23 protein-coding genes are annotated in these 19,228 nt (G+C 41.7%); 14 read left to right on the forward strand and 9 right to left on the reverse strand.

The genetic code is table 11. From position 1 onward, the window contains the following. Nucleotides 1–229 precede the first annotated feature (229 nt). Nucleotides 230–1,564: a dihydroorotase gene (locus QWZ17_RS17610; protein WP_290306603.1), complete on the forward strand. Its 1,335-nt coding sequence runs from the start codon at nt 230–232 to the stop codon at nt 1,562–1,564. A gap of 428 nt (nt 1,565–1,992) precedes the next feature. On the opposite strand, the gene QWZ17_RS17615 is transcribed toward QWZ17_RS17610, so the two are convergent. Next, the gene (locus tag QWZ17_RS17615; protein WP_290306604.1) at nt 1,993–2,448 is read right to left on the reverse strand and encodes a GyrI-like domain-containing protein; all 456 of its coding nucleotides are present in this window, start codon (nt 2,446–2,448) and stop codon (nt 1,993–1,995) included. Nucleotides 2,449–2,537: 89 nt separating this feature from the next. Between QWZ17_RS17615 and QWZ17_RS17620 the strand changes: the two genes are divergently transcribed. Next, nucleotides 2,538–2,741, forward strand: a complete 204-nt coding sequence (locus QWZ17_RS17620) for a hypothetical protein (RefSeq protein ID WP_290306605.1) — start codon at nt 2,538–2,540, stop codon at nt 2,739–2,741. Nucleotides 2,742–2,952: 211 nt separating this feature from the next. Here the strand turns inward: QWZ17_RS17620 and QWZ17_RS17625 are convergent, their stop codons facing one another. Continuing rightward, entirely contained in the window at nt 2,953–3,696 is a 744-nt protein-coding gene (locus QWZ17_RS17625; protein WP_290306606.1) for a tetratricopeptide repeat protein, read from the reverse strand. A 235-nt stretch (nt 3,697–3,931) separates the two neighbouring features. Here QWZ17_RS17625 and QWZ17_RS17630 point away from each other — a divergent pair, with 235 nt between their 5' ends. The 3 genes from QWZ17_RS17630 (at nt 3,932) to QWZ17_RS17640 (ending at nt 5,773) form a co-directional block, all read left to right on the forward strand. Continuing rightward, a complete protein-coding gene (locus QWZ17_RS17630) occupies nt 3,932–4,255 on the forward strand; it encodes a hypothetical protein (RefSeq protein WP_290306607.1) in 324 nt (107 codons plus the stop codon). Between the two features lie 234 nt (nt 4,256–4,489). Next, nucleotides 4,490–5,362, forward strand: coding sequence for an IS1 family transposase (locus tag QWZ17_RS17635; RefSeq protein ID WP_290306608.1), 873 nt, complete (start codon nt 4,490–4,492; stop codon nt 5,360–5,362). 66 nt (nt 5,363–5,428) lie between these two features. Continuing rightward, on the forward strand, nt 5,429–5,773 hold the full coding sequence (locus QWZ17_RS17640; protein ID WP_290306609.1) for a hypothetical protein: 345 nt from the start codon (nt 5,429–5,431) through the stop codon (nt 5,771–5,773). Nucleotides 5,774–6,264: 491 nt separating this feature from the next. Here QWZ17_RS17640 and QWZ17_RS17645 read toward each other — a convergent pair whose 3' ends face one another. From QWZ17_RS17645 to QWZ17_RS17655, 3 genes are all read right to left on the reverse strand, one after another. Continuing rightward, on the reverse strand, nt 6,265–6,687 hold the full coding sequence (locus QWZ17_RS17645; protein ID WP_290306610.1) for an SRPBCC family protein: 423 nt from the start codon (nt 6,685–6,687) through the stop codon (nt 6,265–6,267). A gap of 185 nt (nt 6,688–6,872) precedes the next feature. Then, nucleotides 6,873–7,265 carry an EVE domain-containing protein gene (locus QWZ17_RS17650; RefSeq protein ID WP_290306611.1) on the reverse strand — a complete coding sequence of 131 codons (393 nt, stop codon included), beginning with the start codon at nt 7,263–7,265 and terminating at the stop codon, nt 6,873–6,875. 101 nt (nt 7,266–7,366) lie between these two features. After that, a complete protein-coding gene (locus tag QWZ17_RS17655) occupies nt 7,367–8,332 on the reverse strand; it encodes a helix-turn-helix transcriptional regulator (protein WP_290306612.1) in 966 nt (321 codons plus the stop codon). Between the two features lie 57 nt (nt 8,333–8,389). On the opposite strand from QWZ17_RS17655, the gene QWZ17_RS17660 reads away from it, so the two are divergent. From QWZ17_RS17660 to QWZ17_RS17670, 3 genes are all read left to right on the forward strand, one after another. Then, on the forward strand, nt 8,390–8,806 hold the full coding sequence (locus QWZ17_RS17660; RefSeq protein WP_290306613.1) for a putative signal transducing protein: 417 nt from the start codon (nt 8,390–8,392) through the stop codon (nt 8,804–8,806). A gap of 69 nt (nt 8,807–8,875) precedes the next feature. Continuing rightward, entirely contained in the window at nt 8,876–9,895 is a 1,020-nt protein-coding gene (locus QWZ17_RS17665; protein ID WP_290306614.1) for a glycosylasparaginase, read from the forward strand. Nucleotides 9,896–10,010: 115 nt separating this feature from the next. Further along, complete coding sequence (locus tag QWZ17_RS17670; protein WP_290306615.1) at nt 10,011–10,829, forward strand: copper homeostasis protein CutC; 819 nt, start codon at nt 10,011–10,013, stop codon at nt 10,827–10,829. 179 nt (nt 10,830–11,008) lie between these two features. Here the strand turns inward: QWZ17_RS17670 and QWZ17_RS17675 are convergent, their stop codons facing one another. Next, on the reverse strand, nt 11,009–13,864 hold the full coding sequence (locus tag QWZ17_RS17675; protein ID WP_290306616.1) for a TolB family protein: 2,856 nt from the start codon (nt 13,862–13,864) through the stop codon (nt 11,009–11,011). A 368-nt stretch (nt 13,865–14,232) separates the two neighbouring features. Here QWZ17_RS17675 and QWZ17_RS17680 point away from each other — a divergent pair, with 368 nt between their 5' ends. From QWZ17_RS17680 to QWZ17_RS17690, 3 genes are all read left to right on the forward strand, one after another. Then, the gene (locus tag QWZ17_RS17680; RefSeq protein WP_290306617.1) at nt 14,233–14,805 is read left to right on the forward strand and encodes an RNA polymerase sigma factor; all 573 of its coding nucleotides are present in this window, start codon (nt 14,233–14,235) and stop codon (nt 14,803–14,805) included. Between the two features lie 25 nt (nt 14,806–14,830). Beyond that, nucleotides 14,831–15,241, forward strand: a complete 411-nt coding sequence (locus QWZ17_RS17685) for a hypothetical protein (RefSeq protein WP_290306618.1) — start codon at nt 14,831–14,833, stop codon at nt 15,239–15,241. A gap of 135 nt (nt 15,242–15,376) precedes the next feature. Then, the gene (locus QWZ17_RS17690) at nt 15,377–15,592 is read left to right on the forward strand and encodes a hypothetical protein (protein WP_290306619.1); all 216 of its coding nucleotides are present in this window, start codon (nt 15,377–15,379) and stop codon (nt 15,590–15,592) included. A gap of 138 nt (nt 15,593–15,730) precedes the next feature. Here QWZ17_RS17690 and QWZ17_RS17695 read toward each other — a convergent pair whose 3' ends face one another. After that, nucleotides 15,731–16,228, reverse strand: a complete 498-nt coding sequence (locus QWZ17_RS17695; protein ID WP_290306620.1) for a VOC family protein — start codon at nt 16,226–16,228, stop codon at nt 15,731–15,733. 465 nt (nt 16,229–16,693) lie between these two features. Here QWZ17_RS17695 and QWZ17_RS17700 point away from each other — a divergent pair, with 465 nt between their 5' ends. The 3 genes from QWZ17_RS17700 (at nt 16,694) to QWZ17_RS17710 (ending at nt 18,197) form a co-directional block, all read left to right on the forward strand. Beyond that, nucleotides 16,694–17,293 carry a hypothetical protein gene (locus QWZ17_RS17700; RefSeq protein WP_290306621.1) on the forward strand — a complete coding sequence of 200 codons (600 nt, stop codon included), beginning with the start codon at nt 16,694–16,696 and terminating at the stop codon, nt 17,291–17,293. 11 nt (nt 17,294–17,304) lie between these two features. Beyond that, nucleotides 17,305–17,934 carry a Pr6Pr family membrane protein gene (locus QWZ17_RS17705; RefSeq protein WP_290306622.1) on the forward strand — a complete coding sequence of 210 codons (630 nt, stop codon included), beginning with the start codon at nt 17,305–17,307 and terminating at the stop codon, nt 17,932–17,934. Between the two features lie 113 nt (nt 17,935–18,047). After that, complete coding sequence (locus tag QWZ17_RS17710) at nt 18,048–18,197, forward strand: hypothetical protein (protein WP_290306623.1); 150 nt, start codon at nt 18,048–18,050, stop codon at nt 18,195–18,197. 55 nt (nt 18,198–18,252) lie between these two features. On the opposite strand, the gene QWZ17_RS17715 is transcribed toward QWZ17_RS17710, so the two are convergent. Both QWZ17_RS17715 and QWZ17_RS17720 read right to left on the reverse strand, forming a co-directional pair. Then, nucleotides 18,253–18,432, reverse strand: a complete 180-nt coding sequence (locus QWZ17_RS17715) for a hypothetical protein (protein ID WP_290306624.1) — start codon at nt 18,430–18,432, stop codon at nt 18,253–18,255. 232 nt (nt 18,433–18,664) lie between these two features. Continuing rightward, entirely contained in the window at nt 18,665–18,865 is a 201-nt protein-coding gene (locus tag QWZ17_RS17720) for a hypothetical protein (protein ID WP_290306625.1), read from the reverse strand. Between the last annotated feature and the right edge of the window lie 363 nt (nt 18,866–19,228).

Raw genomic sequence — 19,228 nt, forward strand, 5'->3', positions numbered from 1 at the left:
ATAAAATGTGAACAAACACCGAAAATAAAAATAAAAATCCACTTATAAGGTTTCGAACACTCAAGGTTTTAAACCCATCGCTAACAGGAATGTTATAGACTCTGCAAACATCAGTACAAACGTTTAACTTTGCCCTCAATCGTTAAATCCCAAATCGAACATCCCAAACGGCGAAGCCCTCTTTAAGGCCGCTGAAAACTTATAACTCTTAAAAATCCGAAATCAAAATATGTCAACTATCCTCATTAAATCAGCAACTGTAGTAAACGAAAACAAGCAATTTATTGCCGATGTATTGATCAAAGATGGATTAATAGAACGCATTGATGCCAATATAGATGCCCACGCCGATGAAACCATCAATGCCGAAGGCCTGCACCTGCTGCCCGGTTTAATCGACGACCAGGTGCATTTTCGCGAGCCGGGTCTTACTTACAAAGCCGATATTCATTCAGAATCGCGCGCCGCGGTAGCCGGAGGTATCACCTCTTTTATGGAGATGCCCAACACCGTGCCCAATACCTTAACCCAGGAGTTGTTAGCGGATAAATATGCTATTGCATCCCGCAACTCGTTAGCCAACTATTCCTTTTTTATGGGGGCTTCAAATAATAACCTGGATGAGGTTTTACGTACCGATATAACCAACGTTTGCGGTGTTAAGGTTTTTATGGGTTCATCAACCGGTAATATGCTGGTAGATAATCCTACCACGCTGGATAATTTGTTTGCCAATTCGCCTATGTTGATCGCGGTGCATTGCGAGGATGAGGCTACCATTAAAAGCAACCTTAACCATTACAAACAACTCCTGGGCGAAAACATCCCGATACAGCTGCACCCAAAAATCAGGAGTGCCGAAGCTTGTTACCTGTCATCGTCATTAGCGGTTGAGCTGGCCAAAAAACACAATAGCCGTTTGCATATTTTACATATCTCTACCGCGCTTGAAACACACCTGTTTGATAATGTAACGCCGCTAAAAGATAAACGTATCACCGCCGAAGCCTGCGTGCACCACCTGTGGTTTACCGATGCTGATTACGACACCAAAGGCAACTTCATAAAATGGAACCCGGCCGTAAAAAAAGAGAGTGACCGCGACGCCGTTTTAGCCGCCGTTTTAGATGGCAAAATTGATGTGATCGCTACCGACCATGCGCCACATACTTTGGCCGAAAAAGAGCAACCCTACCTGCAGGCCCCATCTGGCGGACCATTGGTACAACACTCCCTGCCCGCCTTGTTAGAACTGCACCACCATGGCAAAATAAGCATTGAACAGATTGCCGAAAAAGCGGCCCATAACGTGGCCACCTGTTTCCAGATTGACAAGCGTGGCTTTATCCGCGAAGGCTATTGGGCCGACCTTGTTTTGGTTGATTTAAACCAGCCCTGGAATGTAAACCGCAGCAATATTTTATACAAATGCGGCTGGAGTCCGTTTGAAGGAACTACCTTCCGGTCTAAAGTGGTGTATACTATCGTATCGGGCAATGTGGCCTACGCCAATGGAAGTTTAATTGAAGGTAAAGCCGGCAAGCGATTGAATTTTAACCGGTAATGGATTTTTAATTTTACAAATACAGAAATTTCTGTAGGGAATTAAGAGTATAGAATTGCAACAAACATGGCGTAGATACCAGACTTACGAAGTTTTAAAAACTTCGTAAGTCTTTCGCCTGATGCCAAATTCCCTCGCTTATAAAAGCCCCTCCTCACCCCAAAATACCACCTTATTTACCCACCCATTGCAAATACTTCCACAACCGGGAACGGTACCGAAGCAAAAAAAAGGCCTTTTAGGCTAATTTAAGCGGTTTGGGCATTTGGCATTACAATTGAATATACCTTATTACCCTTCTCATAGGGTTGTTTTTCATAGGTAGATGTAGGGTCGAAATACTGCGAGAGTCTTTCGACCTTTTTTGTCTACACTTTTTTATACCAGGCGTTTAGAATACCCTGCGTCATCACATTTGCGAACTTTTTTTACATCACGCCAACATAAATATCCACTTCAGCATTTTCGGGGTTTTGTGCTTTTGGTCCCCATACGTCAAAGTCGGCTTTGTAAGTTCTGTTAAGCGGCGTATTCCAGATCTCTTGCCAGGCTTCGCCTACACAGTCAGGCAGGCGACCGCTGGCGATGTACCGTACGTATTCAGAAGCGGGCACAGCAACACCAATCAATCCGGCAGGCATGTTATCCATCGAACTCACTGGATGGCCTAAAACGGCTGTATATGGCCCTGTATGATCACTTTCATAATCGGTGTAGATACAGTAGACCGAATCGGTTATGCGGTCTTCAATTTTTTCCTGTACGTTATCGGCCATAAAGCGTCCCCAAAGCTCGCCAATATCTTTGGCCGCCTGTCCGTTTTCATTTGTCGTTCGTACCGATATGCCTTGTAAAAAAAAGCCTTTGCTATGTATATTTTCCATGTTGTTTATGTGTATTACTATTAGGGTAGTGTCTCAGTTTGAAAATGGTTATAAAACTATGCTTGAGCGGTTATGTTTACCTTTGAATTATGGCAAAGAAAGACATAAACGAAGTAGCCTACTTCATATTAGAGCAAATAACTAATGAAGATAGGCCAAAGAATGAAGCAGCGGTTACATTGGGCCGGGCCGGTGGTTTAAAAGGCGGTAAAGCCAGGGCAGCAAGTTTAAGCCCTGAAAGGCGTAAAGAGATTGCACAAAAGGCGGCAACTAAACGCTGGGGTAAAGAGTAAATAAAAATATTTATCTTTGTAGTGCGCAAAGGAAGTGAAAATAGCCGATCAACAATCCTCTGTTGACCGGCTGTCTACCCAACTGGATTTGGACTCCATCGGGTGGGGAGAAAGGTTGGAATTCTCTCCCATTTCAAATATAAAAAATCCCTGCTTTAAACAAGCGGGGATTTTCTTTTTTAAAGGTTGCTATTATTTAAAATTAAGATTTTCATTTGCAGTATTTCTCTATTGTTTCATCAAACTGTCTTGATTGAATTAATAACCTTGCTCGTTCAAAATCTTTGCATGCACTTTCTGTATTGTTCATATTAGCTTTTGCTATCCCCCTATATAGATAACAAAATGCATCATCGGGATAAATACTTATTGAGTTATCTAAATCACTTAACGCACTATAGTAATTTTTTAACTCAATATATATTTGTCCCCTGTTTCGATATCCTTCATAATTACTTTTATCTAATGTTAAACATTTATTAGCTGCATCTAAGGCACCATTTAAATCTAATGCTTCCATTTTTAAAGAGGCTAATTTTGCATAATCATCTGCTATTTCTTTTTTATCTGTTCCGTATTTGACGGCTAAGGTATAATCACTTATCTTTTGTGAAATGTTGTCGGGAGGTGATAAAATACCTCGTAGGCTATACGCCGGAGCATATTTAGGGTTTAATTCTAAACATTTATTAAGGTTGTCTATTAATCCGTCTTGCATTTTTCCCGGTATATGGAACATACCATAGGCTTTAACATAATATCCTATGTAATTATTGGGGTATTTCTTAATTATGTTATCTGCTATTGAAATTGAAATGTCAGTATTACCGTTATTGGCTTCTTTAATTACTTGTGAAGCCAATAAATAGATATCATTACTCCTTTTCTTTTGGGCGCTTAAAGCGTGGCTACTGATTGTTAGAACAACAATCATGATAATGGTAGTAAATTTCATTATGTGAGAATTTGGGTAAAAAATAAGCGTGACTGTTATTATCCTTAGCTACCCGGGCTTCTCACGGCCACACACGCATAAAGATACAGCCACGCCTTAACAGCGTACTTATACCTCGGATGCGTGCATGCTAATTGTGAGAATTTGGGTAGCACTCCGATTATTAGTACAATATTTTTAATACGTGCCTAATGTAGGATTTATTCCAGTAAATTGTAACCAAAAATCAAAATACATGACACTTATTGAGCTTAATTTAGATGAACCTAATACAGGATTTGTATTTACAGACATTACAAACAAAACTTATCGTTGGCAAAAGAGTTTAATATCCTTGCCTAAAATTGGAGTTGAAAACCAATTTTTAGCAACTCTCATAGAGTTAAATGCATATAAAGAATGTATTGGGAATGAGTTTTATGTGATATTTAAAGAAGAAAACAACGGTGTTACATTCCGGTTTAAAGAGGGGTTATATTATGTTACAGAAAGAAATAAAGACTCAATTGTACTTCTTAAAGATAGCAAGGAATATTTCATCAGCTTCGTTTGGGCTTGATTCCATATCGTTCAACATTTGTTTATGAACATCAATAGGTATATTTTCTATACCTGTACCAATTAATGCCGATACATCAAGTTCTAATTTTGTATGATCTATTTTTGTTAATATATCTATCATAACTAATTAATTTAATTAGTCAAATCTATTATATTTTGATTGCCAAATCAAATAATTTATTCAAAATGATTTTTATGCTTGACAATTAATATAAATCATTATATTTGAGGCATGAACAAATTACCTATCGCAAAGAAAGTACAGATAATTGGCTGTTTAGTTGAGGGCATGAGTTTACGTGCAACCTCTCGTTTAGTTGATTGCAGTATCAACACGGTTACTAAACTATTGGTTGATGTGGGTAAATCCTGTCAAGCATTCCACGACGAAACAGTACATAGCTTAAATTCTAAGCTTATTCAATGTGATGAAATTTGGTCGTTTGTTTACGCTAAACAGAGTAATGTTGATGACATTATGAATAGTGATATTGTTAAAGGGCAAGCGGGGGATATTTGGACGTGGACTGCATTAGATCCAGACTCTAAACTAATCGTATCATTCTATGTAGGCCCGAGGGATGCAACAAGCGCACACGACTTTATGAGGGATTTAAAGAGCAGGTTAAACAACAGGGTACAACTAAGTACAGACGGCCTTAAAACGTACAGGGATGCGGTTAAAAACAACTTTGGAGATAAGGTTGATTTTGCCCAGATTATAAAGAATTACGAGAGTGATAACCCTAAAGGCGCTAAGCGTTACCAACAAGCGTTTGAACGCACTACAGAGGCTAAATACAGCCCACCAACGGTAAAGAGTACAGAAAAGATATATGTTACTGGTGATCCTAAATCGGAACTTGTTAGCACATCAATGGTAGAGCGTCAAAACTTAACTATGCGTATGCACATGCGTAGATTTACAAGGCTAACAAATGCCTTTAGTAAGAAAATGGATAACCATTGCCACGCTATAGCTTTACATTTCGTTTATTACAACTTCGTTAAGATACACAAGACACTAAGGGTAACACCCGCTATGGAGGCTAAAATAGTAAAAGAGCCTATGAGTATTGAGGACATTGTTAGACTGGCTGGTTAATTTCAGCCTTTTTTGTTGGTATGGGTTTTAACGTTTAAATTGTAAACCTAAAAACATCACAAACTTATGTCACAATTAAATATTACACTTCAAGACGTTTTGGTATCTACACAGCCTGATGCATCCCATTTGCTAATTTTTGTTGTTCCCGAAGTATTTCAGGTTGATTTAATAAAAACACTTGGGGATACCATTACAATTACATTAATTGAAAATAAAGTATCCAAACTTATCACCCTTAACATTTTAACCGCTGATAATAACCGTATCAATTTTGAAACAAACAAAACCATTTTTGATTACGAGCCATTAGGATGGGTTAAATTAAAAGAAGTTAATTATTGGACTGTAGGGCATAATAAAGATGGCCGCGTTTTTCTGCACACTCCGCCAAGGAATTTAACCTATTAATCTTATCCGTATCCGTTACCAATTTAATATTTACAGAGTTTGGATTATAATCATTTGGCAGATCAATGTAATATTTCCCTGTTTCATTGTCTTTTTTAACCGTGTTGTTTCCCATTGCTCTGTACGGCTCTATTATGCCAATACAAAGCAACTAAACATTTCAACACACTTTTTACCAACACAGAAATTTCTTTACAACAAATTAATCCCCATTTATTTCAAACTGAGACACTACCACTATTAGTTATAACGACTGCTATCAAGATAAATATCAGCCTATTGGTAGAATTATTTAATGAGCAAATTGATGCGCAGTCCTTAGATGTGCAGATATGCAGATTTCAGATGTGCAGATGAAAGGGCGAATGTGCAGATATGTGGATTTCAGATGTGCAAATAAAATGCTACCTACCTCAAATCAAAAAATCATTTGCATATCTGCACATCTGGAATTTGCACATTTGAAATCTGCACATTTGAAATCTGCACATCTATTCTATCATCTTTCTCAATCCCTCAAACATTCCTTTCCAATTTTGTTCGGAGTGCTCTTTGGCGTCCTGGCTTTTTACGTTGTCCTGGGTAATGGTAAGGGTGGTTTCGTCGTCTCTTTCATCCAGGTCATAGCTGATGTTGGCGTAGTTTTCTGGCTTATCTTCGGTGCCGCTCATACTACTCCAATAACTGTAGGTTACAAACTTACCCGGATCGATTTCCAGAATAATACCCTTGTCTTCATACTTATGTCCATCCCATTCGCCGCTGAATTTAATGGGCTCCCCTACCCTCCAGGTCGATTCTAAATTGGTGCCAAAAAAGTAGGCTTTTACCATTTCCGGATCGGTAAGACCCTGCCAAACTTTTGCCGCCGGGGCTTTAAATTTAATTTGTACGTGTACTGTTAGCTTTTCCATAATGTAGTTAGTTGTTTTGATTTTTAATTGCCTCCCCACAGTGATGCAGAACTCGTTTCAGCACCCACTTACTATGTTTTCCAGCGCGCCGGCTACCTGTCCTGTGAGGTCCCGAAACAAGTTCGGAATGACGCGGGCTTTATATTTTTTTTATTAAACTGTCTCCCCTACCAGCATCCGCCCCTTTATCGCCTCAAAATCCGCCTCCGGTAATTCAAAAAAGCCGAACCGGAAAGGATACCCCATGATTTTTTGTTGACGATAAAGCTCAGTTCATCCACCAGTGGTATTATCGGTGTTTCGGTACAGGGGCAATAGTTTACTTTACGACGATAAGGCATAAAATCATCACTCATTTTATGCTGATAGATGCCATCATGAGCCACCTGTCCAATAGCGGTAAAAGCCTGCAATGGCTCGCTGCCATTCATACTTTGTTTAGGCGAATAGTTGATCACCCAGTCGCCGGGCTGCATGCGCTTGAGCGGACCAGGTTTGCCATGATTAGCTTGTATAAAGCTGCCTGCTATGCCGCGGGCTATATGATCTTTTGATACTACGGTTATCCAGTACTTCATAATTTCTTTGCTAATGATTAATTACAACAAAAACGTGACCAATACTGGTGGCTTGTTTTAATTGTATTGCAAAGAAATCACGGGCGAGTGACAGCAGTATGTCAGTAGGAATTGCTGAGTTGTAAATTTTTTTGCGCTATGGCTGCGGCAATTTCGCCTACCTTGTCTTTCAACATTTCGGGCTTTATAATCTCGGCTTTATCGCCAAACATCATATACCAACGGGCAAAGTGCTCAATGGATGAGGTTAAAAAGGTCATTTCAATTTTGCTGCCTACGTGTTTTTCTGATACAAAACCGCTATAGTATTTCTGATAATCCAGGTGGCAGTGAACCTCTTTTTCAACTTTAATTACCACCATTTCCAAAGGCTTTTCTTTGACAGTTTGGGCGATATAAGCCTTTAAGGTGGGGTGCTTGCTGTTGTTATAAGTTTTATCGGTTACCGTAAGTTTGCTGATCCGGTCTATCCGGAAATCGCGGTAGTCATTACGCAGGCGACAAAAAGCGATCAGGTGCCAAAAGGTATCTAAAAACACCACGCCTACCGGCTCTACATCGCGCCGCGTGTTTTCCTGGCTGTGGCCCGCAAAGTATTCAATGCAAACAACGTGTTTGTGAACAATACTATCCAAAATGGTTTGAATATGGTTTGCACCGCCGCCCTGTTTCATTTTGGCGCTTTTCATCACTTCGATGCTGCCATCCAGGTTTTCAAGCGCGTCTTTCTCCGTAGTTTTAAGTATCGCCCTCACCTTGTACATGGCCGATTGATATTGCTCCATGGTGGTGGAGTCTGTTAGTTTTTCAACAAACTTCTCGGCGGTTAAAAAGGCAGTAGCTTCCTCGCGGGTAAACATTACTGGCGGAAGGCGGTAGCCATCCATAATAGAGTAACCGACCCCGGCCTCGCCAATAAGGGGGATACCGGCTTCTTCCAGCGTTTTGATATCGCGGTAAACGGTACGCAGGCTGATGTTGAAACGCTCGGCGATATCACCGGCCTTTACCACCCTGCGCGATTGTAACTGGATTAAAATAGCCGAAATACGGTCGATGCGGTTCATGGTGTCAAATTAAACAAAAAACGGGCTACCTTTGTTAACATAATTACATTTACTACCATGGCAAACCAATCCGAAGAAAAGATCATCGTTTTTGAAAACTATTACGATGTAATGCTGGCACACATTGTACGCACCAAACTGGAAGACAATGGCATCCCCTGCTTTATCTCGGACGAGAACACCCTGGCCGCAAACCCCATTTATAACCAGGCGATTGGCGGCATTAAACTCATGATATTTGAACGCGACCTGGAACGCTGCCGCCAGATTATGGCCGAAGAAGGCGACATGCACAACCTGGACCATGTAGAAATAGATGAAGAAACCAATAACGCCGTAATCTGTCCGTTTTGCGCATCAACTAACGTAGGCAGTACCGATCCTGGTAAATTTGCAAGTATCCTATCGGCAGTATTTCCGTTTTATAATAACAAGGCCTGGCATTGCTTTAATTGTCAGCAGGATTTTGAGTAGTAATAACCATATTGTATCAAAAGGGCTACAAAATCCTATTGTTTTACCGATTTAGATTATATTAGCGGTATGTATAACCGCCGTAAGTTCATCAAAATTTCTGCCGCAGGTGCATCACTTGCAGCGCTCTCAAAATCAGCCATAGCCAAAACGGTTGAATTACAACCCGAGGCTAATTATCCAATAGTGATCTCCACCTGGGATTTTGGCATTTACGCCAACAAAGAAGCCTGGAAAACACTTTCAAAAGGTGGTCGCGCGCTGGATGCCATTGAAGCCGGCGCACGTGTACCCGAAGAATTGGACATTACCAATGGCACCGTTGGTCGTACAGGCACGCCCGACCGTGACGGTCACGTTACCCTCGACTCCTGCATTATGGATGAATTTGGTAACTGCGGATCGGTAGCTGCGATGGAAAACATAGCCCACCCTATTTCGGTAGCTCGCATGGTGATGGAAAGAACCCCTCACGTGATGCTGGTTGGCGAAGGCGCAACCCAGTTTGCTGTTGAACAGGGTATGAAAAAAGAAAAGCTGTTAACCCCTAAAGCAGAAAAGGCCTGGAAAGAATGGTTAAAAACAGCCAAGTACAGTCCTGTAATGAACGTTGAAAACGGCAGCAACCGCCCCGGAGGCAAATACAACCACGATACCATAGGCATGCTGGCCATTGATGCCAAAGGCAATATATCCGGCGGTTGTACCACCAGCGGCATGGCATTTAAAATGCACGGTCGTGTGGGCGATAGTCCGATTATTGGTGCGGGTTTGTATGTAGATAATGAAGTTGGTGGCGCTACTTCAACCGGTGTGGGCGAAGAAGTGATCCGTAACGTGGGTAGCTTTTTAGTGGTTGAACTGATGCGCCAGGGCCTATCGCCCGAGGATGCCTGTAAAGAAGCTGTAAACCGCATCATCAAAAAGAAACCCGAAACTGCCAAAAATATCCAGGTTGGCTTTTTAGCCATCAACAAAAAAGGCGAATACGGCGCTTATGCCATACAATCGGGCTTTAGCTTCGCGGTTGCCAACGCTCAAACGCAGGATTTATTAATTAAAGGAAAAAGCCATTACCCGGCGCAATAGCAGTTGGCAGTTATTAGTTTGCAGTTGGCATTCAACCCCAATGACTAATGACAGCGAAGCGGATGACCAATGACAGCGCAGCGAAATGACCAATGACAGCGAAGCGAAATGACCAATGACAGCGAAGCGAAATGACCTCGATGATACTATGACTCCAAAAGATACCATTAAAACAACCGGCCATCCTAAACAGGTTTCGCTTGAAGTTTGCGCTAACTCGGTTACATCCGCCGTGGCGGCGCAGGATGGCGGAGCGGTGAGGGTTGAGCTTTGCGAAAACCTGAAAGAAGGCGGCACCACTCCATCGCACGGACAAATCCTGTTGGCACGCAGCCTGCTACATATTCAACTTTTTGTACTCATCCGCTCCCGCGCGGGCGATTTTTTATACAGCGACCTGGAATACCAGGTTATGCTGGCCGATATCCGTTACTGCATTGAAGCCGGCTGCGATGGCGTAGTTATAGGCATCCTTAATGCCGATGGTACTATAGATAAACCCCGCTGCCTTGAAATGGTACGCCTTGCAAAACAATGGGGCCTTAAGGTAACCTTTCACCGCGCTTTTGATATGTGCGAAGATCTTTACCAGGCCCTGGAAGACATCATAGAAATAGGCTGCGACCGTATCCTTACTTCGGGTGGTAAAAGTACCGCTATGGAAGGTGCTACCGTTTTAAACCACCTGGTTGAAAAAGCTGCCGGTCGCATTAGCATAATGCCCGGCGCAGGTGTAAGCGAAGCCAACGTTGCCGACCTTGTACACTTTACCGGCGTAACCGAAGTGCACTCATCTGCCCGCGTTCCTGTACCAAGTAAAATGTTGTACAAAAACGACCATATATTAATGAGCGACGTTCCCGGCGATGAGTTTAGTACCGATTTAACAAGCGTCGATAGGGTGAAGAAGCTGATTGAATTGGCTAATAGTTGAAAAGAAGCAAGAATTAAGAGTCAAGAGTCAAGAATCAAGACCAAAAAGCACGCGTCATTGCGAGGCACGAAGCAATCCCCAATGAGGCAGGTCGGCTAAGCAAATCCACTCTGTACAATCGGGGATTGCTTCGTACCTCGCAATGACGATCTTTATAAATTAGTAGAATCCTCCCCCTCCTAAAAAAACGTAACCGGCAACACCAACTCTATTCTGTTCCTGCCTGTACCACCAAAAATATCTTCATCTAATAATCTGCTGTATCTTACGCCAAATGATACGCTGTTTTGATTGAAGAATTTAGTATCAAAATACAAAGTACCACCTGCTGAGCGGAAGTTTTGGTTGAAGTTTTTGCCGTTGATGAGCAGGTTATCTTCTTTAGCATGTGTATAATCAAAAAACACGGCCCCGCGCAGACGTAGCAGGTAAAACAGGTTGCCAAAGCCGCCATCGGGATAGGCTATCGGGAAGTGGTAGTTTACCCCTACCTTATTCATCACATCCAGGTTTTCGGCAGTGTATCCTTTGCTGAATGGGAAATCATTAGAGTAGCTGATTACGTTATCTTTACTTTTTTCCTGGTGCGCCAGGTTAATCACAAAACTGTGGTTGGTAACCAATCCCGGGAAGTAAAAATTGCCTGATGCTAAAAATTGGGTAGCATTGGTACCCGATACCGCGGTTTTATAATTGAAGCTAATGCTTTGCGCGAAGGGCGCGTAAATATTCTTTTTGGCCCTTTGGGTTTGATTACTGAACGAGATATAATTATTGAGATATGTATATCGCTTATCGGCAAATTGAGCGGCGTAAGCTTGCTGAAAATTGGTACTGTTAAAATAAAGATCGCTACCGAAAGTCAGACCGGTAAAGTTTTTCCCTTGCGATAGTACCAGCGGAACCTCCAACCCTGCATGCAACTGGGTTTCGTTCCAGTAAACAAAGTTGCCCTTGGTAAAACCGCGCCTGTCTAAAGTATAATCGGCACCGGCAGAGATATAGGGGAACAGCGCGCCGTAAACACCCTCAAAACCAAACTGTTTATACCCCTCGTTACTGTTGTAGTTAAAGGAGATTTCGGATTGGAAGGTATTCAGCACGTTTTCGCCGGTGATGGCAAATGAATAATTAGGATCGCTGATATTGGGGATAAGGCTGTGGAAGTTAAACAATCCATGCGCTTTTGAATAATTGGTAACAGCCAGCGGTTTATCAACTATAGCGCCCAATATATTGGCAGATGAATCTTTACCAATAGCGCTGATACCTAAAAGCGGCAGTTTGGTATTGGTATAAACATCAGTAGCATCAACCCATTTCAAATCTTTTTTATTAGCCTCGGTTATGCTGTAGCCGTTGGCAGTGAAGCCCACCCAGGCCATCTTATGATCGCTTAAAGCAGGTTGATAACTCCCTATGGTGGCATCGCCACTGGTTGGCAGCAATTCAAAGAAGCGCTTAGTGCTAATCATCAAAGCAAATAACCTATCCTGTTTTTCGGCTGTGGAGGTAAAGTAAACGGTATCGCCCTTTAAAGCCGTAAAGCCAATGGGTTTGTAGGTAAAGGGCAGTAAATATTGAGGTTCGCCGGTGGTGATATTAATGAGGACCAGCGTCATTTTACCTTCGGGATTACGCACCGCGGTGATCAACTCATTATCGCCGTAAAACTTAGGGTAGGTAAAAAATAATTTATGCTGATTAGGTACCGCTTTCAAAAGTTTGCCATCCAGATCAAGAATATGCAAATCACTCTTACCCGACGGACCAACCTGCACCGCCACGATACTTTTACCATCGGCCCTAAAAGCCGGCGAAAAGTATTTTGCTTTTCGTGTAATACGATGTTCCTGACCGGTTTTGACATCTAACAGCATCAATTCGCTGTAATCACGATAGCCCCAGCGCAAATCCGGGCGATAGCTGGCATAAACAATCATACCTTTGTGATAATCAAAATAATTATCTAACGAGTACGACCGGGTGCTAAGCTTGCGCTCTGTATTACCGGTTTTAACGGTGAATGCCGGTACATGATCGTAGCTACTTTTCATGTAGATAAGCGTACTATCATCCACAAAAGCGGGGTATTCCCTATCTGCATCAAAGTGTTTGCCCTGTTTTATATCTTTTGTGGTTGAGGCTTTAAGCAGATCATCTGCAAATTGATTTTTAAAATGATCAAAAGCCTGGTTGGTAAACGATTTAAAGCTGGTACCTGTATATTTTTTTACCGCGTTTTGAAAGGGGTAAAAACCGGTATAAAACCCTGCGGCATCATGGGTTATTTTCCGCCAAATATCATCGCCATATTTGTCCCTCCCGTAGGATACCAGCATGTAGCCCAGCGGATAATGATCTGGTACATAATCGCGGTATGATCCGTTGCGCAGCTTCATGTAGCTATAATCTTTATTGGCTACCCACAAAGCCCTGTAGCCATTGTAGAAATATGGTAACCGGCCACGCCCCTGCTCGCTTACATGGGTTTCGTTAAATACGGCATCGCCCTCAAAAAACCAGTTGGGTACCGATAGGTCATTGGCAAAGGCCTGCCCCCCCTCGCCGAAAACAATGCGCATAAAGCGCGAGACGCCAACATTGAAGTTATTGTACTGCTGCACATGCCTAAACTCGTGAATGGCCAATTGCTGCTGCCATGGCAGACTACCAATATCAAAGCTATTTTGTTCGGGCGTTAAAAAAAATTCGCTACGGAAAGGTGCCAAACCTACATAAGCGTTAGCAATAGTAGTTTGATTTTGTAGTACTATGCTGATTTGTTTTTGCTTATTGCCAATGGTTGGTTTAATAAACCCGTTCATCTGTTGCACAATATTGGCTACACTGTTCCCGGCCGAATCCATCCCCGCGGGGAAAATAACCTTAGCAGCCGGTGTATTAATCTGCTTCCATTTAATAGATGGCGGATTGCCCCCAAACTCCTGGGCATTTGCAACGCTTGCAACAGCCAGCAACACCGGCAACAGTAGTTTAGGCAAAATATTACGGGCAAACGGGCAGTTGATCATTCAGGGTTGAAAGTAAGCACATTTTAGAATTTAAACAAGGGCCTCATAGCCTCACCCCGGCCCTCTCCAAAGGAGAGGGAGGTAAAAAGCAAGCTGTTCATACAGGTTAACGAGGCCATCGGCATAAATATTTTAAGGCGTTTTCAATCCTTACCCCCTTCATCCCAAAAGTCCTAAAGCCCAACAGTCCGTTGTCTAAACGTCCGTGCTCTTTTGTCCAAAAGTCTTTGCTCCAAAAATTCTCAAAAGTCCAACAGTCCTTTGTCTAAAAGTCCTTGCTCCATTGTCCAACAGTCCCAAAATCTTTTTTCAAAAAAATTAAAATGTTTTCAATCGTCAATCGTCTTTATCTTTAAAGAAGTAAAAAATTGATAACCGCCGTAATGCCCGAAGATAAAAACAAGCACATTATACATACTATAAAAGAGTATGGTAAAAGCCTGTTGAGTTTTATTCGCCGCAGGGTAAACAACGATGCCGATGCCGAAGACATTCTGCAGGATGTGTGGTACCAGTTCAGTTCGGTTATTAATTCAGAGCCTATTGAACAAACAAGCGCGTGGCTGTATCGTGTGGCCCGAAATAAAATAACCGATAAGCATAAAAAGAAAACAGAAACCCTGTTGGACGATATGCTTACTACCGATGACGATGAAGATGACGCTACCGATTTCAGGAGCATCATGTTTGCCGAAACCAGTACGCCCGAAACCGAATACTTGCGCAACCTGTTTTGGGAGGAATTATTTTTAGCGCTTGACGAACTGCCCGAAGAACAAAAGCAGGTTTTTATTTGGCAGGAGTTAGAAGACGTACCCTTTGAGGAAATAGCTAAACGAACGGGGCAAAACATTAACACCCTGGTATCGCGCAAGCGTTACGCTGTATTGCACCTGCGCAAAAGGCTTAAACAGTTATACCTTGAAATAACAGAATATTAAAAGAATTTAAAAGATTAAAAAGACAATGAAAAGAGCATTTTATAAAGGTCGGTTTATATTTATACCCTTCGCGGTAGCCGCCTTCCTGTCGCTCATCAGTTTTGTGGTGATGCAATTATGGAACAATTTATTACCCGCGATATTACACGTTGGCCTTATTACCTTTTGGCAGGCCATGGGCATATTTATACTATGCAAAATATTGTTTGGCTTTGGCAAAGGCGGTGGCAAACCCGGCTGGGCCCAGCAAGGTGCACCCTGGATGCGCAAACGGATGGAAGAACGTTTCAGAAACATGAGTCCCGAAGAAAAGGAACACTTTAAAGCAAAAATGAAAGATCGCATGTGCGATTGGGGCGGCCGCGGCCGTGGCGGCAGGTTTGGTTACAAACCATGGGAAGATTTTGCTGCCGACCAGGAAGAAAAAACATCTTAATTGGTGAGTGGTGAATGGTGAGTAGTGAGTTTTTAACCTTACAGTAAAAATTGATTGCTCACCGCCCATCATTTACAGGCATCACTCCCTGCTCACCACTCTCCATTCACTACTCACTACTAACCACTCACCACCATGGATATACTGGTATTTACAACAAGCGTTAAGGAAAAAAGACAGGTAAATAAGGTAACCTCCCTGCTTACCAAAGTCCCCTCAATATTTCAATGGAATTTTGATTTGGAAGATTGCGATAACATACTGCGTATCGAGGCCAGCGGCCTGTCGCCGCGGTACATCGAACGCTTGTTGCTAAATGCCGGCATACATTGCCAGGAACTGGAATACTAAAAAAGCAAGAATAAATATCCAATAATGAATTTCGAACGTCCAATATCCAATTTTTGCTTTCATTATTCGATATTGGACATTCGGTGTTCGATATTAAACCGATCTTTCTTAGCAACAACTCTTTCTTAGCAACAACAACTATTTCTTAGGTGCCGGGCTGTTGATCTCAATCCAGTAACCATCGGGGTCCTGGAAATATAGTTGCAGCACACCATCTTTACGCAAGGTTGGTTCTTTACTATCGCCATTCCAGTTACCGTAGGGGATATTCAATTTATCAAGTGTTTTAGCAAATTCCTTTACAGATCCTACTGTAAAACACAAATGCTCTGCTTTAATGTGGGTGTCAGAGCAGCTGCCTTGTATAGCGTGTAATTTAATATGATTGCCCAGGTTATACCATTGGTGAACAGTATCGCCAAAAGGGTTGCCAACTTTTTCAAGGTGCATTACATCGGTATAAAAGGCTACACTTTTTTTAAGGTTTTTTACGCAGATGGCGATATGATCAACCACGGGCGTTGCATTACTGCCCGATTGCGCGAAGCTAAATGCAGGTAATAAAAAAGCAGCAATTAATAGCGCGAGTTTAAGCTTACCTGGCTTATGGGGGTGTTGGATAAATAAAAGGCTCATTTAAGTTTTTGGTTTAAAAACTTAAAGATATGTGTTTGTTTAACACTATGAAGATACTCACAGAAATATTACTAAAAAGATACCTGCCGGTTTAAATCATGGTCGGATACAAAGTTGACAGTATTGTTCCGGTTCCAATCCTCAATATCTATTAAACCTGATCTGGTTTGATAGTGTCCGTTATCATTTGGACATTTAACTACATATAGTCCATCTGCTGCCGGTTCAATTACCGGGCGTGCCCCACATATCTTACAAAACTTGCAATATATCGTTTTCGGTATGTTAACGTAACCCCTCATTTCACTAATTTGTACGTTCATATTAACCTCCAGGTTGCTGATAGTGTTAATTTACTACAATAAATTTATTTAATACGAAACCATTTTATTCATTTATTAATGATAGCATTACGCTTATTAGCCGCTTTAAGTCAATATTAGTTTCTTTTATTACATTTATAACATGCAACCTGATATTGAACAACTCAAAACAACTTATAAAAATTTAAGCGACGACAAACTTAGTAGTCTTGCCATTAACGAGGCCGCCAGCTTGCGTCCCGAAGCGCTTGAAGTTTTACAGGCCGAAATAAAAAGCCGCGGTTTAGATGAGGATATCGCCAACGGTATCAGCGCGCAACTTATTGATACCGGCAGCCTGGAATTTGATGGTTATGTGTCGCTCATTCGCAGCCAACCCTGCCCCGTTTGTGCCGGTACTCTGTTGCCTTTAAACGCGGCTGTAATTGGCATTGTTAAAAGCTTTATCCTGGTAACACAGTATAAAAAGAAGGTGATGATAGCCTGCCCCAACTGCTTGCAAAATGCCAACCAAAGCGCAACCAATACAACCGCTTTATTAGGCTGGTGGGGATTGCCCTGGGGAATTATCAGATCGGCACAGGCCCTAACCCGCAACGTAAAATCGGCCAGGCAACTCCGCTCGGGCGAGCCAACCGATACGCTTATTTCCTTTATCAAAACCAATATTGGGGTTATTGAAGGCGTACGCAAAAACAAGCAATCCCTTGGCTTTATGTTAGATAGTGTGAATAAACGTTAAAATAAATTAGTATGACTAAAGCCTACACCTTAGTTACAGCAGTTATATTTTGGTTTGCCATTGTGCTGCAGTTCTGCATCTCTGTACCCGTATACCTGCAAACCGGTTTTAACGCCGTGGGTGCCGTGGTGCAGCTACTTAGCTTTTTTACCGTTTTAAGTAACCTCCTTGCAGCTATTATACTTGCAGCGGCGCTGTTACAATCTCAATCGGGTTTGGTTTCATTTTTCAGACGGGGTTCTGTTATCACGGCGGTTACCTTATATATCACTATTGTTGGGGTAGTTTATAATTTGGTGCTGCGAAGCCTGCAGCATCTGGAGGGTTTATTTAAATTAGCTAACGAGTTGATGCACCTTATAAACCCTTTGCTGTTTATAATTTTCTGGCTGTTTTTTACACCGAAACAAAAACTTAGGCTACAACAAGGTTTAACCTGGTTATGGTTCCCTTTTATTTACCTTGTTTATACGCTTGCACGCGGCGCAGCAATACATTTATACCCCTACCCTTTTATGAATGTTGATAAACTGGGATACGGCAAAGCACTTATCAATTGTTTTTTTGTGATGATCGCTTTTTTAGTGTTTGATTTTTTATTTTTCTTCATCAACAACAAATTATCGCCCCAAAAGCAATAGTTGCCGGCAATAACATTTGTAACAATTTTAACGCAGCCCGGGGAAAATTAAACCATGAACCATCATAGCTGTTTAACCTGTATATCTATTTAAAACATAAAGTTAAACTTGTTATGAAAACTCAAATTTCCCGCTCAATAGCTTTGCTTGTTTTAGCTGCTTTGGGCTTTACCAGTTGCTCGGTTGAATACCGCGAACGCAGAAGACATCGTTTACCGCCTCCGCCACCACGGGTACAAGAAACCGTAATTATTCACAATTAATGCTTTTAATATATGAAAGCTGTAAAAATATTAATGATCGCCATTATTGCTTTGTTCACTTTTGAAGGAGCCAAAGCACAGGTAGTAGTAAAAGCCAGGGTTGGCGCGCCGGTTCATCGCCATTACTATCGTCATCCGGTACGAAGAGCAGTGGTAATTCGTCATCACCATTATCACCGCAGGCCCATAGTTGTAAGGCATGTTTATCATCGCCCACACAGACGTGTAGTAACACGTACTGTTATAAGATAAGTAGGCTAAAGGCTAAAGGCTAAAGGCTAAAGGCTAAAGGCTAAAGGCTAAAGGCTAAAGGCTAAAGGCTAAAGGCTAAAGGCTAAAGGCTAAANAAGGCTAAAGGCTAAAAAAATAAGCGATGTGGTTGCACCACATCGCTTATTTTTTAGTGTAATATTTCATGGCTTTTTGCTTTAAGCCTTCGGCTTTCAGCTACTACCTTTCGCATCAAATTAGTCGTTCCAGAAATGGTTAAATGATGATCTTGCCGCGAGTTTGGTTTTTATAAAAATATCGTCTTCGGCCTTCAAACAGTCGTTGGTATGAATGTCTTCGTCGGCATTTACTTTAATAATGCTGCCTGCAATACGCTCCACTATGCTCGATAGTGTGTGTACCTCGTTATCGGGAATTTGAATTGTTAATATTGCCATGGGTAGTTGATGTTTAAAATTGTTATCTCAAAAATATGCCTTTACTGTTAAATGTATGTTTGCGAAAAGTCAAAAATTAATCAAATGATTAACTTTTTGACTTTTCTTGTTTTCTGAAGCTTTAACGCCGCTGGTTTTGGTTGTATTATTGGGGATTGGCCGGTTTAACAAAGTTTAACAAGCTGTAGGGATAGCAGCTTTTGTGTGCTTAGCAAAATATTTGACAAAAAAGGATATTGTGAAGTCACTTTTAGAAAGGAGACACCTACAGAGCCAAAATACCATACAATTTTTGCTATAAACACGGGGCTACGCTGTAGCCTAAAATGCAATTCCGAATGAGACGAGAAACTCCGGAGGAGT

The sequence above is a fragment of the Mucilaginibacter flavus genome, assembly GCF_030409315.1.
GTDB classification, from domain to species: domain Bacteria; phylum Bacteroidota; class Bacteroidia; order Sphingobacteriales; family Sphingobacteriaceae; genus Mucilaginibacter; species Mucilaginibacter flavus.

Bases quoted from the DNA above. Each gene is read 5' to 3' on its own strand.
- QWZ17_RS17705 (WP_290306622.1), top strand. From the start codon at position 17,305: ATGACTAAAGCCTACACCTTAGTTACAGCAGTTATATTTTGGTTTGCC.
- QWZ17_RS17620 (WP_290306605.1), top strand. From the start codon at position 2,538: ATGGCAAAGAAAGACATAAACGAAGTAGCCTACTTCATATTAGAGCAA.
- QWZ17_RS17645 (WP_290306610.1), bottom strand. From the start codon at position 6,687: ATGGAAAAGCTAACAGTACACGTACAAATTAAATTTAAAGCCCCGGCG.
- QWZ17_RS17630 (WP_290306607.1), top strand. From the start codon at position 3,932: ATGACACTTATTGAGCTTAATTTAGATGAACCTAATACAGGATTTGTA.
- QWZ17_RS17700 (WP_290306621.1), top strand. From the start codon at position 16,694: ATGCAACCTGATATTGAACAACTCAAAACAACTTATAAAAATTTAAGC.
- QWZ17_RS17665 (WP_290306614.1), top strand. From the start codon at position 8,876: ATGTATAACCGCCGTAAGTTCATCAAAATTTCTGCCGCAGGTGCATCA.
- QWZ17_RS17625 (WP_290306606.1), bottom strand. From the start codon at position 3,696: ATGAAATTTACTACCATTATCATGATTGTTGTTCTAACAATCAGTAGC.
- QWZ17_RS17695 (WP_290306620.1), bottom strand. From the start codon at position 16,228: ATGAGCCTTTTATTTATCCAACACCCCCATAAGCCAGGTAAGCTTAAA.
- QWZ17_RS17670 (WP_290306615.1), top strand. From the start codon at position 10,011: ATGACAGCGAAGCGAAATGACCTCGATGATACTATGACTCCAAAAGAT.
- QWZ17_RS17635 (WP_290306608.1), top strand. From the start codon at position 4,490: ATGAACAAATTACCTATCGCAAAGAAAGTACAGATAATTGGCTGTTTA.
- QWZ17_RS17690 (WP_290306619.1), top strand. From the start codon at position 15,377: ATGGATATACTGGTATTTACAACAAGCGTTAAGGAAAAAAGACAGGTA.
- QWZ17_RS17720 (WP_290306625.1), bottom strand. From the start codon at position 18,865: ATGGCAATATTAACAATTCAAATTCCCGATAACGAGGTACACACACTA.
- QWZ17_RS17685 (WP_290306618.1), top strand. From the start codon at position 14,831: ATGAAAAGAGCATTTTATAAAGGTCGGTTTATATTTATACCCTTCGCG.
- QWZ17_RS17660 (WP_290306613.1), top strand. From the start codon at position 8,390: ATGGCAAACCAATCCGAAGAAAAGATCATCGTTTTTGAAAACTATTAC.
- QWZ17_RS17710 (WP_290306623.1), top strand. From the start codon at position 18,048: ATGAAAACTCAAATTTCCCGCTCAATAGCTTTGCTTGTTTTAGCTGCT.
- QWZ17_RS17640 (WP_290306609.1), top strand. From the start codon at position 5,429: ATGTCACAATTAAATATTACACTTCAAGACGTTTTGGTATCTACACAG.
- QWZ17_RS17655 (WP_290306612.1), bottom strand. From the start codon at position 8,332: ATGAACCGCATCGACCGTATTTCGGCTATTTTAATCCAGTTACAATCG.
- QWZ17_RS17610 (WP_290306603.1), top strand. From the start codon at position 230: ATGTCAACTATCCTCATTAAATCAGCAACTGTAGTAAACGAAAACAAG.
- QWZ17_RS17675 (WP_290306616.1), bottom strand. From the start codon at position 13,864: ATGATCAACTGCCCGTTTGCCCGTAATATTTTGCCTAAACTACTGTTG.
- QWZ17_RS17650 (WP_290306611.1), bottom strand. From the start codon at position 7,265: ATGAAGTACTGGATAACCGTAGTATCAAAAGATCATATAGCCCGCGGC.
- QWZ17_RS17615 (WP_290306604.1), bottom strand. From the start codon at position 2,448: ATGGAAAATATACATAGCAAAGGCTTTTTTTTACAAGGCATATCGGTA.